This window comes from Ruegeria sp. G5 (assembly GCF_056533365.1).
Genome location: NZ_JBQFOK010000003.1, coordinates 122,957 through 140,829 on the forward strand (window position 1 = coordinate 122,957; position 17,873 = coordinate 140,829).

A 17,873-nucleotide genomic window follows, 5' to 3' on the forward strand; every position below is an offset into this window, starting at 1 on the left:
ATGACAAATGATAAACCTTTGGCGCTTGTCGCTGGCGCAGGAGCCGGCCTTGGCCAATCTCTTCTCGCGCGTTTTGAACAGGGCGGAATGACCGCTATTGGCTTGGGGCGCACACGACCCGAGGAAACGGTGGCTCCGTTTCATCAGGTCGATCTGTCCGACCCGGATAGTGTCACTCCGATCATTTCCGACCTGATCGAAACATACGGCCCGCCCAAAATAGTTGTGCACAACACGGCCGAATTGGTGATCGCGCCTTTTGCCGAAACAACTCTGGAAGACTACCAGAGAACCTGGACGTCGATGGTCCAAACCTTGGCCGTCGTTGGACAAAGCGTCCTTCAACCCATGGTCCAAGGAGGCGGTGGAGCATTGATCGTATCCGGTGCAACGGCTTCCCTAAGGGGCGGGGCGCGGTTCTCAGCCTTTGCGTCGGCTAAATTTGCCCTGCGCGGGCTGACCCAGTCTCTGGCACGCGAATACCAGCCTGCGGGTGTGCATGTTTCGCATGTAATCCTGGACGGTATCATTGATACGCCCCGATCCCGAGATCTGCACAGCCTGGACCCGGCGAAAATGATGAAACCGGACGAAATTGCAGAGGCTTATTGGCAGCTTGCGCATCAACCTCAGTCCACATGGACCCATGAACTGGACCTTCGCCCAGCGTCCGAGGGTTTCTGAAACATGCACGCGCAGACCCTGATCATAGGGGCTGGATTGTCAGGGCTGAGCCTTGCCTCGCAATTGGAAGAGCAAGGTCACGACTATCTGTTGGTCGAAGCACGCGAGCGCCCGGGCGGACGGATTCTGGCCGAAACGGTCGATTATGGGCACTTTGATCTGGGACCGGCCTGGTTCTGGCCGGGGCAACCGCGCATCGCCGCATTACTTAAAAACCTAGGGTTGGGATGGTTTGAACAATATTCAAGTGGCGCGCTCGTTTATGAAAACGAAGATGGCCGCGTCGAACGCGACAAGGGGTTTTCTTCAATGCAAGGGTCGTACCGCCTGTCAGGCGGGCTTGACCTTTTGACCCACAAACTGGCCGCAGGCTTACCCGCAAAACGGTTGTTGATGTCGTCCCCAATAAAGGCTCTGACAAAAACCGAAAGTGGCGCAATCGCAATCACCCAATCCGGCCAGCACATCCACGCCGAAAAAGTCGTTCTGGCTTTGCCGCCTAGGGTGGCAAGCACATTCTCATTTTCTCCGGCAATGCCACCGGAAACCCACGCGGCGATGACAGGAATCGCGACGTGGATGGCTGGGCAAGCCAAGGCGGTCGCAGTTTACGAGCAGCCGTTTTGGAGGATCGCCGGTTTATCGGGCGACGCAATGAGTCGCCGCGGTCCAATGGTCGAAATCCACGACGCATCGTCCGAAAGCGGCGGTCCTTATGCTTTGTTCGGGTTCATAGGCGTGCCGCCTCAGGCCCGGCAGGACGAACAGCGACTGCGGCAGGCTGTACTTGATCAGCTCATCCGGTTGTTTGGTCCCGAAGCTGCCGATCCAAAGACGCTGATGATAAAGGATTGGGCCTTTGACCCTTACACTGCCACACAAGAGGACCACCAACCGCTATTTGCCCACCCGCGATACGGCTTGCCGCGTGAACTAGATAACCTTTGGCAGGGTCGCTTGATCTTTGCTGGAACCGAAGTTGCGCCGCAGTTCGGCGGATACCTCGAAGGGGCATTGGAAGCAGCAGAAAACGCGTTGACGCAGGTGATGATGGAAAAGGTTTGACGCCTATGGCGAGCGATACCAAAACCGCTTTGCTGGATATTGCAGAACATGCCGTGCGGGCGCGTGGGTTCGATGGCTTTAGCTACGCCGACCTCGCAGCGGCTGTGGGTATACGCAAAGCCTCGATCCATTACCATTTTCCGACCAAGGCCGCTTTGTCGTCGGCTTTGATGGATCGGTATCATCAGGTTCTGGAGGCCCACTGCAATGGGATCAGGGCCTCGAACGCGACTGGTGCGCAACAATTGAAGGCGTTCATCTCGCTCTACCGCAGTGCACTGAACGAGGGCAAAACCCTCTGTTTATGCGTGTCGCTCATTGGGAGCCGTGAAAGCCTTTCAGAGGACGTGATCGAGAAAATTCGTAGCTTTCGGGCCATGATGACCGAGCAGATCAAGGCCGTGTTTGAACTGGGCCTAGAAGACCATTCAATAATAGGTATCACCGATCCTGTGGCCGAAGCCCGCGCGACGTTGGCTTTGTTGGAAGGCGCACACCTGACCGCACGAGCCGAAGAAGATGTCAAAGCCTTTGACGATGCCGTGGGCGTTCTGCAATCACGCTGTTAGCCTCAGACAGACCCATGGTTTCACCCGTTCTGTGATGCAGGCGATTGTACTTAACGACCCATCGCCTGCAGTCTTAAGTCACGCGACCTTTACGACCATCTTGCCGAAATTGCCGCCTGCCAACAGCTGGTTGAACGCATCTGGGGCGTTCTCCAGGCCTTCGACCACGTGTTCCTTGTAGGAAATAGTACCATCCCGAAGCCAACCGGTCATGTCCTGAACAAACTCCTGGTACACTTCGGGACCGAAATTATCGAAGATGATGAACCCCTGCATTTTGACCTTCATGCGCAGCAAAGTTCCCATGATTACCGGGGCCATATCCGGCCCATCAGGAAGGCCCGGTAAGTTGTACCAAGATACGATCCCGCAAACAGGTACACGCGCAAACGGGTTCAAAAGCGGCAACACTGCATACAGGACCTTGCCGCCGACGTTTTCAAAGTAAACATCAATCCCATCTGGGCATGCCTCTTTCAGTTGCGCCGCCAAATCGTCGGACCGATGATCCAGACAGGCATCAAACCCTAAGTTTTGGACGACATGAGCGCATTTTTCCGGCCCACCTGCGATACCGACAACGCGGCACCCCTTGAGCTTTGCGATCTGTCCGACGGTTGCGCCAACTGGCCCCGCGGCAGCAGCTACAACAACGGTTTCACCCGCCTTCGGCTCACCAATCTTCAGCAAACCTGCATAAGCCGTATAACCAGGCATTCCCAAAACGCCTAATGACCATGACGGGTTTTCCGGCGACTTGCCAAGATTAACAACCTGCGTTCCGTCCGAGACCGCGTAGTCCTGCCAACCGCTCATGTTGAGGACGAAATCCCCGGCTTCATATCCTTCAAGGTTAGACGTCACCACCTGCCCCACGACCTGTGCCGTCATGACACCACCAATCGAAACTGGTTCTGCGTATGATTTGGCGTCATTCATCCGACCGCGCATATAGGGGTCAAGCGACAGAAAAACCGTGCGCACCAGCATTTCGTTAGGACCAGGCTCTGGGATATCTGTGGTTTCAAGCCGCAACGTGTTTTCATCGGGCTGCCCATTTGGTCGTTCAGCAAGGACGATACGGCGGTTTGTGTCGGCGGTTTGTGGCATTACGATCCTCCTGAAGAACTGTTGATCTGCACCAGAAACCTTAGCTGAGGGGTATGCAAGCGAAACGAGACATTTCCGGAAGAAAACCCAACGTTAGAACACCGGGTTTCTTAGAGCACTAAAGGCAGTCGCGTTCTGACCAACCACAAAAAGCTTTAAGTTCCAGAGGGCGACCCAACATATGTTCGGGCTAAGGATTGTGGAACGCCGACCTGACGTTTTGCATAAGCTCCTCGGCCAATGCTTGGTTACTGACCAGGATCGAACCCGACGACATGATGCTGCGATCCAACCAGAGCGGCTGCACAACTCCGCCAGCCTCCTGAACCAAAACCATACCCGCAGCGATGTCCCAAGTACCAAGGTTTCTTTCCCAGTATCCTTCCAGTCGACCCGCCGCGACATATGCCAAATCAAGAGCTGCCGCCCCTGCCCTGCGAATTCCGGCACATTTCGGCATAAGCCGCTCCAGATCGCCCAAAGCTGGTTTCAAATACGTCACCCGTCCACCTGCGGGTACACCTGTTGCGAACAAAGCAGTCGCAAGCTCAGCCTCATCGCTGACGGCGATGGCCTTGCCATTCAAATACGCCCCGCACCCTGTTTCGGCAGAGAAAAGCTCTGCCTTTAACGGGTCATAAATCAAGCCGGCAAGTACATCATCACCCTTACATAAGGCAATCGACACTGCCCAATGCGGAATGCCTTTCAGGAAATTTGTCGTTCCATCCAACGGATCGACCACCCACTTCAAATCACCGTTTGCACTTGGTCGATCTCCAGTTTCTTCGCCTTGCCAGCCGTAGTCGGGGAAGGCTTTTGTCAGGACGCGGGCGATCTCGGCCTCGGCATTGCGATCTGCGTCCGAAACAAAATCACCTTTCGTCTTTTGTGTAACGGTTAAGTCCTGGCGGTTTTCATAGGCATACCGCAATCCCTGACCGGCCTGCCACGCGGCCTGCGCCATAGCCCGCAAATGTTCCGATGCATCTGCTGAAAGCTGCGCGTTCAAATCCCCTATATTCGTCATGGCTGCGAGTACCTCACCCTGTGGCACAACGTGTTGGGGTCATCCAGGATCGTCGCATATGCATTGGGCAGGTCATTGAACGCGGTCTCGCCGGAAATCAATGCGTCCAGTGCTGGATCGCTGAGAAACTCAATCGCTTTGGCTAGCCGCCGACCATAAGTCCAACGCGGAGCCATAGTCGCGGGTATTCGACCAACTTGGCTACTGACAATCCGTAGGCGTTTTTGATGAAACTGCGCCCCTAGCGGAGCAGTCGTCAGTTGCGTTCCATACCAACTGGCTTCGACAATAGTTGATTCCAGACCGGCCACCGAAATCGCTGTTGCAAGACCCTCGGATGTCGCCGAGGCGTGAATAACGACATCCATATCCGTCGGCAAATCATCTGGCGTTGTAAAATCACAGCCCAGTCTTTGCGCAAGGTCGGATTTTGTTGAATCGATATCAATCAGACAAACGTCAGTACCCACGATTCTGGCACTCAGATAACCTGCCAGAGCACCAACGACTCCGGCACCTACAATGGCAATTCTGTCTCCGGGGCGCACACCGGCGTCCCACACAATGTTCAGCGCGGTTTCCATATTGGCCGCCAAAACACCGCGCTCCGGTGGAACGTCCGGGCCAAGCCCTATGGCCGCTTCGGAAGGGATGAAAAAATCGGTTTGATGTGGGTGCAACGCAAAGATCACCTCACCTTGTCTTGGTCCGGTTTCCACGGTGCCCACTGCCGAATATCCGTATTTGATTGGAAAGGAGAACTGCCCTTCCTGAAAAGGTGCGCGCATGGTTTCGAACTCACTGATCGGGACCTGCCCGCGGAACACCAACCGCTCAGTGCCGCGGCTAATCCCGGAATACAGCGTACTGACCCTGATCAGATCAGAGCTATCGTTAGAACCGACACTGCGGATTTCTGCCTTCCCCGCTTCTGTGACCCAAAATGCCTTTGGAGTCGTCATCCACCTGCCACCCCGGTTATGCAATCAAGAGGGTACGACACTGCTTTACCTCAATAAAATCAAAAGCCACGCAGAATGCATGCAGCTTGGACCAACAATTAAGACGCATGACGCGCTGTTCGGCAAGGCAGCGGGTACGCGCCCATCTGCTGATGCGCCGGCACAAGCGTGCAGTCGAACAAGACATCCGACCCCAAACCATACACATCGGTTTTAGGTCGCAACGCCTGTGTCAGATCAGCAACCGGCGAAGTGGTTAAACCTTGCGGCCCAGCCCCGATAAGAAGCGGTGCGACCGCCACATGCAGACGCGTTAAAAGCCCCGCTTCAAGGAACTGAGCGATCGTGATCCCACCACCTTCGATCAGAACCCGATGCAAATCCCGCTGGCGAAGCGTTTCCAGAATACGAGCCGGGGAAATCCATCCCGTCCGCGGTAGTTTGATCACCTCAACATGCTTGGGCCGTTGCTTTTCGACGGACTGAATCACGATGGTGCGTGCGCTGGTGTCTTGCATCAAACCAATGTCGTCTGGCATGCGTCCGTTCGGATCGATGATCACACGGGCGGGGTTTTCGCCGCGGGCCATACGCACAGTCAGGCGCGGGTTATCGTGCAAAGCGGTTTTTACACCAATGACGACGGCATCCGACAAGGCGCGAAGACGGTGCAGATGTGTCAAGCCGTCCCGTCCCGAAATGTCCTTTGCATCCCCCGAAACGGTTGCAATACGACCGTCCAGAGATTGTCCAATCTGTGCCACCACCTGTGTCTGCGATTTTGGCTGCGCAAGCGATCCATACAAAGCAAGCGCTTGCTTTTCACCTGCAGTCCAATCGCTTCCGCAAAGGCATCCATCACCTGTTCGCACGGCAAGAATACGGTCCCAAACTCTGGGTGTTACGTCAACTTGGTGCATTGGATTCTCCGCAATCTGAGCTCGGCATTTGTCGGTCTCTCATCTGGGTATCGCCAAAATATCTGTATGCCCAATGACCACCTGAATTTCTGCCACAGCGCTTCGTTTGTCCTGCCCCCAAGACAAAGCACAGGCAGCGCCGGCTTCTTGGGCGGCCTCTGCAATCCCGGTCAGCAGCGCGTCGTGCAATGCAGCATGCTCCGGACCAAACTGCCACGGGCTAGGGGCCGTTTCGACATAGTAGCCTTCTGCCTGACACAACTTTTGGATCACCGGGACGGCAGTAGGTCCAAGCGCGTGGCCCAGACCTTTGTCCCAACGCTGATGTTCATTGAACGCATTCGTAATCGTCGCATCCCGCTCATCGGCAGGCAACCAGCGCATTACGCCATCGTAGTTGAGCGCCGCATAGATTGGCACCCGGGCAAGGCCCGCCCATTTTATCAGGCGGCGCGCCCAATCTTCGGACATAAGGTCAAACAAGGCAGACGCTGTGATCAAACCCACCCCTTTCAGCGGCAGGTCCTCGATCCGCGAAAGGTCACCCAAAACGCATTCAGCAGAAGGGTGACGTTTCTGGGCCATCCGCAAAAGATCCGGATCATTGTCGACGAAGCGCCAGGTTAGATCGTTGAACCCTGCCTCTGCAAATGCGCGCGCTGTCGATCCCGTGCCGCTGCCCAGATCGAGCACCGTTTCACCTTTCGCCACACAGGCCGCAGCTTGCGACAGCAACCCTGCATCCCGGGCCATGTGGTCTACGGGTTCGCGCAGGCTTAGCCAGGCCGGTTCAAAACTGGTTTCAGATGTCTGCTTCATACCACCCACGCGCCACATGGCTTTCGTGCAATTGCACCCGGATACGCCGAACACGGCCGTTATCACCCAACCCACTTGTCTTGGTCACATCCCTAAGCTGCTTCCAGATATGGTGGCAGAGGAATTCAGTCGTCGTGATTTTACCCTTGAACGCGGGCACCTCATCAAGATTTGCGTAACGCAGAGGGGCAAGTGTTTGGGCTAATGCTTCGGTCGCCAAACCGATATCAACAACAAGCCCGTTCTCATCCAGGTCCTCGGTGAAAAAGGCAGCATCCACAACGAAGGTGGCGCCATGTACGCCCTGTGCGGGTCCAAAAACGGGCGAAGGCAGGGAATGCGCAATCATGATGTGATCGCGAACTTCAACAGCAAACATATGTGTTCCAGTTCATTGGTTTAGAGGTAAAGACAAAACAGCTCATGGGGTAACCTCGGCGATGACTTTGGCAAAGTGCCGGGCGGTATCTTGCCAGGTCGGCAATGCCGCAGCCTGAGTTTCAGAGGCGCGCGATGATCGTGCGGACATCTCTGTGTCTTGCAACAAAGCGCGCAACGTTTCGGCGAACGCATCGGGATCGTCTGACGACACCAGATGTCCAGCGGCGCCGACTGTATCGGGAACTGCGCCTACCTTACATGAAACAATCGGAAGGCCGTATTGCATCGCCTCGCTCAGCACCATTCCGTATCCTTCATAACGGGTAGCCAAAGCAAAAAGGCTAGCGCGCAGATATGCGTCCTCAAGTGCGTCCGCCCCCACTTCACCGACAAGTTTAATGCGCGTTTCAAGCCCATGTCGGTTGATCTGAGCAGCCAAAGCTTCGGAGTATTCCGTGTCCTGTGGGCGACCAATGATTTCGGCCTGCCAGGATAAATCCGACACTTGCCGCAATGCGTCGACCAAGACGTCATGGCCCTTACGTCTGGCCAGCAGTCCCACGCTAAGGATCATAGGAGGGGAAATAGGGGATCGACGCCGTTTCGGGGCTGAAAACCCGGGGTTTGCCACTGTGATCCGATCCGGCGCCACATTAAAGTCTGAGACAAGCGTTTGGGCGACATGTTGACTGGTCACGATGACATGCGCCACATGCCTCAGGACCTCTTTCTCGTTTTGGATAAGTCTTGCCGCCTGATTGCGATCCAAACCCGTTTCCAAGCCAAGTGGATGATGGACCAACGCAATGACCGGCGCGGCCAGTTCTGCGATACTGTCAGGTGGCATTGCACCTAATGCCAGACCGTCAATAATGACCGGCGTGGATTTTGGGATTGCTCTCAGTTCGGTCAAAGCAGCCGACATATCTTCCGCGGGCGGGTTCGGAAAGCTGTCCGGCAGTTCGAGGTATGAGGTTGCGCACCCGTTCGCGTTCAGCACTTCCAGCACGGTTGCATCATAGATATATCCGCCTGTGCGCTGATCTTTATCTCCGGGAATGGCAAAAACAGCAGATGTCATACGTTTTCCAATGTCTTAGCATCAAGCGGCGGTCGAATTGGAAAAACCAGAAAACCAACGGCGGGCAATGCGGCAAGCAACATGACGACACCATACCAAATACCCATTGAGATACCGGCCTCCGTCGACGCACCGATCAGGGGAAACAAGGCCGCTGCGGCACCCTCGCGCCATCCCCACCCTGCCACCGACAAAGGCACCAGCATTGCGCAAAACACCAATGGCAAAATGGTCAGGCTCGCCTCAAGAGACAGGTCTGTGCCCGTTGCGCGAGCACAAGCGTAAAGGCCGAAAATCAGCAAGCCTGCTGCCGCAAACGAATGAGCCTGGATGTTTCCACGCATCATCAAAGCCACGCAAAACCGGGTGAAGGCCGCTGTTGGACGGGCAAAGGCAAAACCCAAAATGATGCTCACTGCCAATGCTAAGGCCAACGCCAGAACCCACCCAGTAGGTGAAGGCCAGTTAATCCCCCCGGGCAATAACAAGGCAAAAAACAAACACACGAACAGTACGCAAAGCATCGCCGCCTGCCCGATCAACCGTTCGGCCAGAACGGATTGCGCCGCGCGCTTCAGGTCTCCGTGGTGCCGCGCTCGGACCGCCCGACCAACGTCCCCAACGACCCCGCCCGGCAACAGGGAATTGGCAAGTAACGAGAGGTAATATTCCCTCAAAGCGGCAGGGTACCTTATATCCAGATCAAGTGCTTTGGCTGTAATTTGCCACCGGCGCGCCATCGACAGGCTGCTGACGGTCAGGCTCAGAAACGCCGCCAAAATCCACCACGGATTGACCTGCTGCAAGCGGGACCAAATCACTTCAGGCGAGCTCCACCAGAACAAGGCTCCGAGCAGTAGCAGCGAGCCGATCAGTCGTATCAATCGCCCTTTCACTGTGCGACCTCCGCCAATTCTTCGATCGAGGTGAAGGCCGTCAGGAAATCATTGCGAAAGCTATCCATACGGCGCACAGGACCATCGCTCGCGGGTATGATACCGTCGGTCCAGTTCCAATGATCAATCATCGAAACGACATTCGGCGGTCCAATCACATGCACCGGGACATCGCGGTTGTCACTGCCAGCAACAAACCCTGCCGCCTGATGATCGCCAGCGACCACGATCAAGGGTGCTTGTTCTCCCAAAGATGCGACGTGCGAGAAGACAGCTTGAACGCTATAGTCCACCGCGCGCCGGTAGGCATCCCGAACGTCATCCTGATTTTTCCAAAGTTCACGCGCGGGCGGGCCCTGTTCCGCCATTTCGTTGAACTCGGTTCCGTCGCCAATTTCATCCCAAGGGATCATGCTTGGAATGGGTGTCCACGGCGCATGAGATGAGATCAATGCCACCTGAACAAATTTCGGGCATGGGTCTGACGGAAGCAAGCTCTGGTACCGTGCGAGCGTAAACTGATCGGGCATGGTTACCCAACTGAACCGTTTGCCTTTGTACGGAATATCGGCTGCCGCAAAGACCTGATCAAACCCCATGACCAGACTTTCAGGCCATGCGAGCGTAATCGCAGGCATGATGGCGCTGGTGCAATACCCTGCATCCTGCGCGAAATGAAAGAGCCACCTTTGGCCGCTGGCAATCATCGCATTGTAACGGCCATTGTCGGACGTCCATAAACCGGTAGCCAAAGTGCCATGGGCCAGCCAGCTTTCTCCTCCTGCCGTTGGGGATGTCATCCAGCCGCTTTTGATGTCCATACCGGCCCGCGAAATGGCGGCTTCGGCGTCCAGCAAAGTTGGTTTGTGCGTTGCGGAATAAAGTGGGTTGTCAAAACTGGCGCGCCCATAACTTTCGATCCAAATGAACAGCACATCGCGCCCATCCAGTTTATCGAAGGCGCCTTGCAACTGATCCAGCGGATCTGTTCCCGCGCTTCGCCTGAACTTTACAAGGTCTGCTGCCGTCGCCTGCATTTCCACGCCGCGTTTAAAGGTCAGGCGGGTGCTCCAGGACGTGCCGGGCGGGCTTTTGTCAAGTTTCCAATAATCCAGGTGATGACCTGCATCCGCGACAGTCCAGGTTCCTGCGATCACGACACCCGCAGCTGACGTCCAACGCGCCCAATGTGGGACCGGCAAAGCGGCCCATGCCTTCAGTCCGTAACGCAGCAGGAAAAAAACCAAGAGGGTAAGGGCCGTACCAACAATGGCGATCAAGTAGGCCAAGGGATCGCCCAGACTGTCACGCAACAACCCAAAACCCGCCTCAATCAAAAACAGGTCAATGATCGGATTGAACGTTCGATTATAAGCGATGAACGTGCCGTAATCCGCGATCTTCATCAGCGACACCAACACCAGGACAGCCGCCAATACTGTTGCCAACCCGCGCACCCTGCCAAAGGTCATCATCAACAACAAAATGACGGGCAGTTCCAACGGCCAGCGATTGAATGCTGTCCAATTCATTGTTCCTGGGTGGTTCGGCAGGATCAAAACGCAGAACGTCAATCCGGCCCCTAGAAAGAGAGAAAGCAGAGCTTTCATGACTCTCGGCGCAGCAGCCAACGGACATCAATACCGAAGGACATGCACAGCGCAACAGAGGCGCCAATTGAAACGGGCGTGATCAGGCCCGCAGGAGTCCAGGGAAATACCAGAAACAGCAACGCTGCGATCTGAACAACGCAAATCACCTTGCGTCGATAAGACTCTGGCAATTCAGCCCTCAGGCGAGGCTCAAACCAGCTTGCAGCCACGAAAACATAGCGCGCGAAACCAAGGATCAGCACCTCGACCGAGGTGGTGCCTGACAAAATCAACCATAGCACCAGGACCGCACCCAAAGCCGCATCCGTTTCCATATCGAAACGCGCGCCAAAGCTGGATTCCAAACCTGATCGTCGGGCCAACCAACCGTCCAGACCATCCAAAGCAAATGCAATCGTTCCGATCCCGAACACCAACCATGGCGAAACGGTTTCTGCAACGAACAACCCGCCAAACAAAAACGCGACCAACGCCATTCGGAACAACGTGACGGAATTGCAAAGACCCAGAACCGCATGTGGAAACTTTTGTGGCAGCGCGACGGCAGCGGTCGATGACGCCGCGAGAAACGCGCTCAGCACCCAAAAACTCGAAACCTGCGTGATTGACGCAAGGAACACCAATCCAATGCCCAGAGCCGTCGCTTGCAGCGAAAAAACTGAGACAGGTGAGAGCGCAAGCCTTCCCGCTAACGGACTAACATATTGGCGCTCTTCCATAACTTGTCTTCAGCCCATCTGATTACATTCTGCATTTAACTAGCGCAGAATATTGCACTAGCTAATCATTGAACAATTGAACCCGGGTTTTATTCAAAAAAATCACGAGACTGTGATTGTGCCTATCAGCGGCAAATGGTCCGATGCATGGCTTAGAATTGGCGAACGAAGTACGCGCACTTCGCAGGCCGAAGCGTTGCGGTCGGTCAAAATCCGATCCAGTGGAAGGATCGGCTGCCCCGATGGAAAGGTTGCTTTTACCGGCCCACGCACACGCCGCCCGAGCAGACGAGGATGAAACATAAGCCCGCCCCATGGTCGCCATTCATTGAAGTCGCCCAGCAACACTGTCTGCATTTCGGGCCGGCGGTAAAGGTACTGGCCAATGATGCGCATTTGCAGAACCCGCAAAGGCTGAAACAGCGACAAGTGCGCCGAGATTAGTCGGACAGGAATACCGGACTGATTGGCCTCGATCACAACTGCACCACGATGGCAATGCCCGGGCAGGTCCAGCACTTCTCTATGTGTGACCAGATATCGGGGATGCAAAAAAATAATAGTGCCGAGAAAACCATCGCTTTCCGGCCCCCATCGCATGTTCTCGGGCTCATGCTGATACTGCAGCCCCGTATCGGATGCTATCCGCTCTATGTCTACGATACGTGCATGCGGACTGCATTCTTCGTCAGCCTCTTGCAACGCCAAAAGATCAAGCTGTTCTGGGGCTAGCTCTTGAGCGATAGCGCTTGCGATACGATCAGGATCTACCCTGCGATCACGACCTTTTGCGCGATGAATATTCCATGTTGCACATTTCAACTGGATCGAGCGCATGACACTCACTTTATCAACGCAGTTACCGGGCTATATAACTTTGTAACGATGACAGAAACTTCGACAACCCGAAGAGGCCCCAACTATGCGTTATCTTGTTCTTAGCGTCCTGACTGCCGCCACCCCGTTTGCAGCAGCCGCTGAAATGGCCAGCTATGAGCTTGACCCCGACCACACCGCGGTCTTTTTCACGGTTGACCATATAGGGTACGCAAAAACGCTTGGTATCTTTGGAAAAGTTCAGGGATCCTTCGATTACGATGCGGAAAGCCAAGAGCTTGCGAATGTGCAGGTTTCGATAGACGCAGGCAGCGTAAACACGTTTCACAAGGCCCGAGACGGCCATGTGAAAAACAAGGATTTCCTGAACGTAAAGGAATTTCCGGACATCACGTTCGTCGCCAATTCAGGCTCGGCGAATAGCGACACCTCAGGCACAGTGACAGGTGATCTGACAATTCTTGGCGTAACAAATCCTGTGACGCTGAACGTCACGCTGAACAAAGCCGACGCCTATCCGTTTGGACACCAACGCTTTGTTCTGGGGCTCTCAATTGATGCGGAAATCCAGCGCAGCGAGTTTGGCATGACATATGCGGTCGACAATGGCCTCGTAGGAGATTTGGTAAAGGTTTCCATCGAGACCGAGGCCATGAAGATCGAGTGAAAAATGTGCGTTTCTGACATCGGCGCGACGCCTTGAGAAACGCACATATTCGGTGTTGTTACTCAACGATCTTGTGGGAATACCCGACTTGCTTTGACGCTCCGAATTCTTTTACCCAATCGAAGGTAAAGGCGTAGTCGTCCTCGGTCAGGGGTTTATGACAAGCCATACATGGTGCTTCGTTTACACCCGCCTTGTTGCTGCCATCCACTTCAAACACAGCATAGCGCCAGTCGTCATTCTTATAGATGTCCGGCACGTCATCGCCCCAGCCGCTACGCTTTTCCATCGCTGTGTAAAGCTTACGCTCACCGGCAACCAAACGGCCTTCGGCATCCTTGAGCAGATTGCCATCAGCATCCTTCTTTGCATCGAAGATTTCGACCAGGAAATAGGCGCCCGGCGCAAACGGGCCACCATTCTCTACCCCTGCCAACGCGATATCGTTGCCGCTGAAATACCGAACTTGTTTACGGTCGTCATAGTCCTTGCGGTGATACCGGGTGAATGTCGTTTCATGGTCCTTGGGAAAGTCCATTAGCGAGCCGTCCAAGCCCGTCTCGTTGATGGCCACTGCACCGGCCTCTCCCCCGGGAAGGCTGGCAAAATAGGCGGCTAGGTTGTCAATTTCCGCGTCAGACAGGTTCGCGGCAATCGCATTCATCAGATCGTTCTTACGCTTTTCCGTCTTGAAGGCCTGCAGTTGGGTTTTGATGTAGCCTTCTTTTTGACCCGCGAGGTTCGGAAAATTGTCGGCTGTACTGATACCCGCGCTGCCATGGCAGGCCGAGCATTGCGTTGCTGTCTCACTGCCAGCCTGAATGTCTCCAGCGTTTACTGTGGCGCTCATCGATGCGCCAAACACAACGGCCCCCAAAACGGTTTGTGTTAATGATCTCATAGGGTGTCCTTTCACTGGCTGGCGACCGCTCGAACTTGGGAACGAGAGGTGCGTGCTGATGAACGGACACTAGACAGGTGCCCGGGACACACAATGGACACAGCAATCACAACTCAGCACGAAATCATGATCGAATGGCGCGCCGCGCGTTTAATCGCCCTGTTCCGACGTCTTGGGCCGCACGTGTTCTCCCCAGGTCAGGTATACACCTACCAAGGCATCTGCATCCAACTGGTAGAAACGCCATGCGCATAGCGCGTTCTAGTTTTCGTCCAGCCTTTGTCGATTGTGGTTCAGGCTTAGAATATCGCGACGACTGTAATGACCCGCCGGGTCCAGTTTCAGCCGTGCAGAAGTCACGGCATCCACGTCAATATCGGCAAACAATGTAGTCTCTTCCCCGACCACGGGGCCCGCGATTATCGCGCCTCCGGGCGCTGCGATCATGCTACCGCCGTCGTTGATCAGATCCCGTCCTTCGGTCACGTATTGCCGCAACGGGAAGCTGTCTGGAATATCGGTACTGCGCAGAAGGCCGGAAACGGATACCACATACACCCGCCCCTCCATCGCTATGAATTGGGTAATGTGATCTGTGACATCCAGATCGCCGGGCCAAGTCGCGACATGCAGCTGTTCCCCTTGCTGGTACAGCGCCTGACGCGCCAGCGGCTGCCAGTTTTCATAGCAGTTCAGCCCACCGACCCTGACACCTTTCCAATCCTGAACGGTCAGCCCGTGACCGTCGCCATCCGCCCAAAGCAGGCGCTCGTGAAATGTCGGCTTTAGCTTGCGGTGCGTATTCACCACGCCCTTGTCCGGATGAATGGTGACCAGCGAGGCATAGACAGACCCGCCAGATCCCGATCGTTCGACGACTCCCACCATTACGGCGACACCAAGGTTGGTCGCTTCAGAACAAATCGCGGCGATTTCCGGACCGTCCAACGTGACGGCGGACTTGAGATAAGCCAAATGGCCGATCTTCAACAGCTCGTCGTTATGAGCAACGGCCTTTGCCCGCAACCAAACGGGATAACCCGACAGGAATACTTCGGGGAATACGACCAGCTCGGCCCCTTCCGCGGCGGCCTTGCGCAACAAACCGATCAGCTTATCGGTGCTTGCCTGCGGATCAAGGAAGACAGGGGCGGCCTGAACCGCAGCTACTTTCATTCTGTGTGCTCCTGATTAGGGCGGCCCGGCGCCGTCTCCGGCGCGGGGCGTATTCGTAAACCCGGATCAGCCCGGATTGGCCGGAGCCTTAGCCATATCGTCGCTGAGATTGGCCCATGGCTGCGAGGAATCGCACCAGATCTGAATTGTCGGCTTTACCCAGCTACTATCCTTCAAAGTACCCGCCTTAACTGCGGCAAGGTTATCAAAGGCAGGCAACTCTGTCGCCAATGGTGAACCGCAATTGCGGCAGAAATTCCGTGTTACAGGTTGGCCAGAGTCCCCGTTAACGACATATTGGCTGAGGCTGTCGCCTTCAAATGTAATAGATGACGTCGGTACCAAAACATTGGTGGAATACGCACAGCCGCTTTGTTTCTGACAATCCGGGCAGTGACAGACAACCATCATCGCGGGCTCTTCAGCACTGGAACTATAGGTGATCTGACCACACAGGCAGCTTCCTTCGATCTTGGGCATTGGGTTCTCCTTGTTGGTTGGTTTCTTGTTTTCAGGCTGGTTTCTTATGACCTTGCATTAGATGCGCGGCGGACTGATTAAACAGAGTTGCATTCTGTTCTGCCGTGGCTGTTCCCGAGAATTGCGCGTCTTTGTGCAGGTTGATTGCATCAATCACTGCGGGACGTGTTTTGATACTTTGGCGCCAAGCAGCGACATTTGGGAACGCATCCAGTGACACGCCCAAAGGCTTGGCGATGAAGGCCCACGGGAAACACATCATGTCCACGATTGTGTAACGGTCAAGCATATACTCTCGCCCCTCAAGCCACGTTTCCATCACCGCCAGAGCACGCTCGAACTCGCCCTTGTAACGCTTGTGGGAATAGGTCTGTCCTTCGGGGCTGTAGTTAACAAAATGGCTAAGTTGCCCTCCCATTGGGCCCTGGTTGGCAGCCTGCCAAAACAGCCATTCGTTAAAGGCGATGCGTTCGGCCGGTGTTTGCGGCCCAAACTGGCCTGTGCGCTCAGCCAGATACAACAAGATCGCGCCGCTCTCAAAAACGGTCTGCGGACCGTCGGGTGCATCATGATCTACAATAGCAGGCATCTTTGCGTTGGGACTGATTGCACGGAACGCAGGTGTTAATTGATCACCGGCACGTAGATTCATCAGCACTGTGCGGTGCTCAAGCCCGGTTTCGCCGAGCATGATGGCGACTTTCCAGCCGTTTGGCGTCGGAGAGTAATAAAAGTCTATCATGAGGCATCCGCCAGTTTATCGTTGCCTGCCTCAGCGCGCACCTCATCCGTGTGCTCACCCAGTTCCGGGGCCGGGCGCAGGTCAGTTGCGGGTGTGCCATGGAACACCGCCGCCGGACGGGTCTGGCGCAAGCGACCTGCCGTGGGGTGGTCGTATTCCACAATCAAACCGTTGGCCTGCAATTGCGGATGTTGGCGCATTTCGCGTCGAGTCAAAACAGGGGCGCAGGGCACACCCGCCTCTTCCAACGCCGCCAGAAGGGTATCGCGGTCAACATTCCGCACGATGGTCTGGGTCAGCTCCAGCCGCTCGTGGCGGTTAATGTCCCGCAACTCGGTCGTTTTGAACCGCTCGTCATCCAGAATATCGGGCCGACCTGTCGCATTGGCCAAGGCTTCCCAATGCTTGTTCTGCATGATCGAAATGCTGAGATAACCGCCCTTCACCTGATAGATCAGGTCGTGGAAAGACTGGCTTTCCTCTTTCTCCATCTCGTCGCCAACAAAAGTGTGCCCGTTCATATCCGAAGCCCAAAGGAAAGCTGCCACGGTATCCAACATGGACAAAGTGACTTTTTGACCTTTGCCGGTGCGCTCGCGCGCAAACAAGGCGGCGGTCACAGCTTGACTGGCCTGCACGGCTGTCAGTTTGTCCGGCAGAATAGTGCGCACCAGACGCGGGCGTTCTTCATCCGATCCGGCCTGCACAGTGGTCAGGGCTGACAAGGCTTGAATCAAAGGATCATAGACCGGTTTGCCCGCCAGCGGCCCGTCAAAACCGAAACCCGAAATCGACATGTAAACCAAACGCGGATTTATCGCGCTGAGAACCTCATAACTCAGGCCAAGACGGTCTACGACGCCGGGGCGGAAATTCTGGATGAACACGTCAGCGTCGGCCACCAACTGCTTGATCATCGCAATATCGTCGGGGTTTTTCAGATCAGCTACGACAGACCGCTTGTTGCGGTTGTTGTTGAGGTAGGATGCAGAATGCCCCCCACGCCGCGTTGCAACGTGCCGCGTGAAATCGCCATCTGCACGTTCGATCTTGATTACATCCGCGCCTTGATCGGCCAAAATCATCGTGCTCATCGGGCCAGAGACTACGGCAGTCAGATCAATCACCCGGACACCCGATAACGGGCCGTTGCGCTTAGAACCGTCGCTCTGTGCCATCATCAAACTCCTGTATTTCTTACAGCAAAGCTAAACCGCAACA

20 protein-coding genes are annotated in these 17,873 nt (G+C 55.3%); 4 read left to right on the forward strand and 16 right to left on the reverse strand.

The genetic code is table 11. The features are described 5' to 3' along the window. From ACR0BD_RS06590 to ACR0BD_RS06600, 3 genes are read left to right on the forward strand one after another with little or no spacing between them, the layout of a single operon-like run. Positions 1–684: an SDR family NAD(P)-dependent oxidoreductase gene (locus ACR0BD_RS06590; RefSeq protein WP_480829541.1), complete on the forward strand. Its 684-nt coding sequence runs from the start codon at positions 1–3 to the stop codon at positions 682–684. A 3-nt stretch (positions 685–687) separates the two neighbouring features. Beyond that, positions 688–1,749 (forward strand): flavin monoamine oxidase family protein, encoded by a 1,062-nt coding sequence (locus ACR0BD_RS06595; RefSeq protein ID WP_480829542.1) that lies wholly within the window; start codon positions 688–690, stop codon positions 1,747–1,749. A gap of 5 nt (positions 1,750–1,754) precedes the next feature. Further along, entirely contained in the window at positions 1,755–2,318 is a 564-nt protein-coding gene (locus ACR0BD_RS06600; RefSeq protein WP_480829544.1) for a TetR/AcrR family transcriptional regulator, read from the forward strand. Between the two features lie 78 nt (positions 2,319–2,396). Here ACR0BD_RS06600 and ACR0BD_RS06605 read toward each other — a convergent pair whose 3' ends face one another. From ACR0BD_RS06605 to ACR0BD_RS06655, 11 genes are all read right to left on the reverse strand, one after another. After that, complete coding sequence (locus tag ACR0BD_RS06605; RefSeq protein WP_480829546.1) at positions 2,397–3,428, reverse strand: NADP-dependent oxidoreductase; 1,032 nt, start codon at positions 3,426–3,428, stop codon at positions 2,397–2,399. Positions 3,429–3,618: 190 nt separating this feature from the next. Continuing rightward, positions 3,619–4,458, reverse strand: a complete 840-nt coding sequence (locus tag ACR0BD_RS06610; protein WP_480829547.1) for an inositol monophosphatase family protein — start codon at positions 4,456–4,458, stop codon at positions 3,619–3,621. Continuing rightward, positions 4,455–5,420, reverse strand: coding sequence for a zinc-dependent alcohol dehydrogenase (locus tag ACR0BD_RS06615; protein ID WP_480829549.1), 966 nt, complete (start codon positions 5,418–5,420; stop codon positions 4,455–4,457). The genes ACR0BD_RS06610 and ACR0BD_RS06615 overlap by 4 nt, the downstream gene beginning before the upstream one ends. A gap of 98 nt (positions 5,421–5,518) precedes the next feature. Further along, complete coding sequence (locus ACR0BD_RS06620) at positions 5,519–6,340, reverse strand: RibD family protein (protein WP_480696713.1); 822 nt, start codon at positions 6,338–6,340, stop codon at positions 5,519–5,521. A gap of 39 nt (positions 6,341–6,379) precedes the next feature. Further along, positions 6,380–7,159, reverse strand: coding sequence for a class I SAM-dependent methyltransferase (locus ACR0BD_RS06625; protein WP_480829550.1), 780 nt, complete (start codon positions 7,157–7,159; stop codon positions 6,380–6,382). Then, on the reverse strand, positions 7,143–7,538 hold the full coding sequence (locus ACR0BD_RS06630) for a 6-pyruvoyl trahydropterin synthase family protein (RefSeq protein WP_480829551.1): 396 nt from the start codon (positions 7,536–7,538) through the stop codon (positions 7,143–7,145). Before ACR0BD_RS06630 ends, ACR0BD_RS06625 begins: the two co-directional genes overlap by 17 nt. Positions 7,539–7,580: 42 nt before the next feature. Beyond that, positions 7,581–8,621, reverse strand: a complete 1,041-nt coding sequence (locus tag ACR0BD_RS06635) for a glycosyltransferase family 4 protein (protein WP_480829552.1) — start codon at positions 8,619–8,621, stop codon at positions 7,581–7,583. Next, positions 8,618–9,517 carry a lysylphosphatidylglycerol synthase transmembrane domain-containing protein gene (locus tag ACR0BD_RS06640; RefSeq protein WP_480829553.1) on the reverse strand — a complete coding sequence of 300 codons (900 nt, stop codon included), beginning with the start codon at positions 9,515–9,517 and terminating at the stop codon, positions 8,618–8,620. Before ACR0BD_RS06640 ends, ACR0BD_RS06635 begins: the two co-directional genes overlap by 4 nt. Further along, complete coding sequence (locus ACR0BD_RS06645; protein WP_480829554.1) at positions 9,514–11,049, reverse strand: sulfatase-like hydrolase/transferase; 1,536 nt, start codon at positions 11,047–11,049, stop codon at positions 9,514–9,516. Before ACR0BD_RS06645 ends, ACR0BD_RS06640 begins: the two co-directional genes overlap by 4 nt. A gap of 74 nt (positions 11,050–11,123) precedes the next feature. Further along, on the reverse strand, positions 11,124–11,849 hold the full coding sequence (locus tag ACR0BD_RS06650; RefSeq protein ID WP_480829555.1) for a CDP-alcohol phosphatidyltransferase family protein: 726 nt from the start codon (positions 11,847–11,849) through the stop codon (positions 11,124–11,126). Between the two features lie 102 nt (positions 11,850–11,951). Beyond that, entirely contained in the window at positions 11,952–12,686 is a 735-nt protein-coding gene (locus ACR0BD_RS06655) for an endonuclease/exonuclease/phosphatase family protein (RefSeq protein WP_480829556.1), read from the reverse strand. Positions 12,687–12,771: 85 nt separating this feature from the next. Between ACR0BD_RS06655 and ACR0BD_RS06660 the strand changes: the two genes are divergently transcribed. Then, positions 12,772–13,353 (forward strand): YceI family protein, encoded by a 582-nt coding sequence (locus ACR0BD_RS06660; RefSeq protein ID WP_480829557.1) that lies wholly within the window; start codon positions 12,772–12,774, stop codon positions 13,351–13,353. 58 nt (positions 13,354–13,411) lie between these two features. Here ACR0BD_RS06660 and ACR0BD_RS06665 read toward each other — a convergent pair whose 3' ends face one another. The 5 genes from ACR0BD_RS06665 to ACR0BD_RS06685 all read right to left on the reverse strand — a co-directional run bounded on the left by ACR0BD_RS06665 (position 13,412) and on the right by ACR0BD_RS06685 (position 17,830). Beyond that, complete coding sequence (locus ACR0BD_RS06665; protein WP_480696731.1) at positions 13,412–14,254, reverse strand: cytochrome P460 family protein; 843 nt, start codon at positions 14,252–14,254, stop codon at positions 13,412–13,414. Between the two features lie 261 nt (positions 14,255–14,515). Continuing rightward, on the reverse strand, positions 14,516–15,430 hold the full coding sequence (locus ACR0BD_RS06670; protein WP_480829559.1) for a carbon-nitrogen hydrolase family protein: 915 nt from the start codon (positions 15,428–15,430) through the stop codon (positions 14,516–14,518). Positions 15,431–15,496: 66 nt separating this feature from the next. After that, on the reverse strand, positions 15,497–15,910 hold the full coding sequence (locus tag ACR0BD_RS06675; RefSeq protein ID WP_480829560.1) for a GFA family protein: 414 nt from the start codon (positions 15,908–15,910) through the stop codon (positions 15,497–15,499). A 31-nt stretch (positions 15,911–15,941) separates the two neighbouring features. Continuing rightward, entirely contained in the window at positions 15,942–16,652 is a 711-nt protein-coding gene (locus ACR0BD_RS06680; protein WP_480829561.1) for a glutathione S-transferase family protein, read from the reverse strand. Continuing rightward, positions 16,649–17,830 carry a CaiB/BaiF CoA transferase family protein gene (locus ACR0BD_RS06685; RefSeq protein ID WP_480829562.1) on the reverse strand — a complete coding sequence of 394 codons (1,182 nt, stop codon included), beginning with the start codon at positions 17,828–17,830 and terminating at the stop codon, positions 16,649–16,651. Before ACR0BD_RS06685 ends, ACR0BD_RS06680 begins: the two co-directional genes overlap by 4 nt. Between the last annotated feature and the right edge of the window lie 43 nt (positions 17,831–17,873).

What these genes read in the sequence shown, in the direction of transcription:
- ACR0BD_RS06635 (WP_480829552.1), bottom strand. Translation starts at nt 8,621, where the DNA reads ATGACATCTGCTGTTTTTGCCATTCCCGGAGATAAAGATCAGCGCACA.
- ACR0BD_RS06665 (WP_480696731.1), bottom strand. Translation starts at nt 14,254, where the DNA reads ATGAGATCATTAACACAAACCGTTTTGGGGGCCGTTGTGTTTGGCGCA.
- ACR0BD_RS06600 (WP_480829544.1), top strand. Translation starts at nt 1,755, where the DNA reads ATGGCGAGCGATACCAAAACCGCTTTGCTGGATATTGCAGAACATGCC.
- ACR0BD_RS06625 (WP_480829550.1), bottom strand. Translation starts at nt 7,159, where the DNA reads ATGAAGCAGACATCTGAAACCAGTTTTGAACCGGCCTGGCTAAGCCTG.
- ACR0BD_RS06615 (WP_480829549.1), bottom strand. Translation starts at nt 5,420, where the DNA reads ATGACGACTCCAAAGGCATTTTGGGTCACAGAAGCGGGGAAGGCAGAA.
- ACR0BD_RS06645 (WP_480829554.1), bottom strand. Translation starts at nt 11,049, where the DNA reads ATGAATTGGACAGCATTCAATCGCTGGCCGTTGGAACTGCCCGTCATT.
- ACR0BD_RS06655 (WP_480829556.1), bottom strand. Translation starts at nt 12,686, where the DNA reads ATGCGCTCGATCCAGTTGAAATGTGCAACATGGAATATTCATCGCGCA.
- ACR0BD_RS06680 (WP_480829561.1), bottom strand. Translation starts at nt 16,652, where the DNA reads ATGATAGACTTTTATTACTCTCCGACGCCAAACGGCTGGAAAGTCGCC.
- ACR0BD_RS06630 (WP_480829551.1), bottom strand. Translation starts at nt 7,538, where the DNA reads ATGTTTGCTGTTGAAGTTCGCGATCACATCATGATTGCGCATTCCCTG.
- ACR0BD_RS06675 (WP_480829560.1), bottom strand. Translation starts at nt 15,910, where the DNA reads ATGCCCAAGATCGAAGGAAGCTGCCTGTGTGGTCAGATCACCTATAGT.
- ACR0BD_RS06620 (WP_480696713.1), bottom strand. Translation starts at nt 6,340, where the DNA reads ATGCACCAAGTTGACGTAACACCCAGAGTTTGGGACCGTATTCTTGCC.
- ACR0BD_RS06590 (WP_480829541.1), top strand. Translation starts at nt 1, where the DNA reads ATGACAAATGATAAACCTTTGGCGCTTGTCGCTGGCGCAGGAGCCGGC.
- ACR0BD_RS06595 (WP_480829542.1), top strand. Translation starts at nt 688, where the DNA reads ATGCACGCGCAGACCCTGATCATAGGGGCTGGATTGTCAGGGCTGAGC.
- ACR0BD_RS06605 (WP_480829546.1), bottom strand. Translation starts at nt 3,428, where the DNA reads ATGCCACAAACCGCCGACACAAACCGCCGTATCGTCCTTGCTGAACGA.
- ACR0BD_RS06660 (WP_480829557.1), top strand. Translation starts at nt 12,772, where the DNA reads ATGCGTTATCTTGTTCTTAGCGTCCTGACTGCCGCCACCCCGTTTGCA.
- ACR0BD_RS06650 (WP_480829555.1), bottom strand. Translation starts at nt 11,849, where the DNA reads ATGGAAGAGCGCCAATATGTTAGTCCGTTAGCGGGAAGGCTTGCGCTC.
- ACR0BD_RS06670 (WP_480829559.1), bottom strand. Translation starts at nt 15,430, where the DNA reads ATGAAAGTAGCTGCGGTTCAGGCCGCCCCTGTCTTCCTTGATCCGCAG.
- ACR0BD_RS06610 (WP_480829547.1), bottom strand. Translation starts at nt 4,458, where the DNA reads ATGACGAATATAGGGGATTTGAACGCGCAGCTTTCAGCAGATGCATCG.
- ACR0BD_RS06685 (WP_480829562.1), bottom strand. Translation starts at nt 17,830, where the DNA reads ATGGCACAGAGCGACGGTTCTAAGCGCAACGGCCCGTTATCGGGTGTC.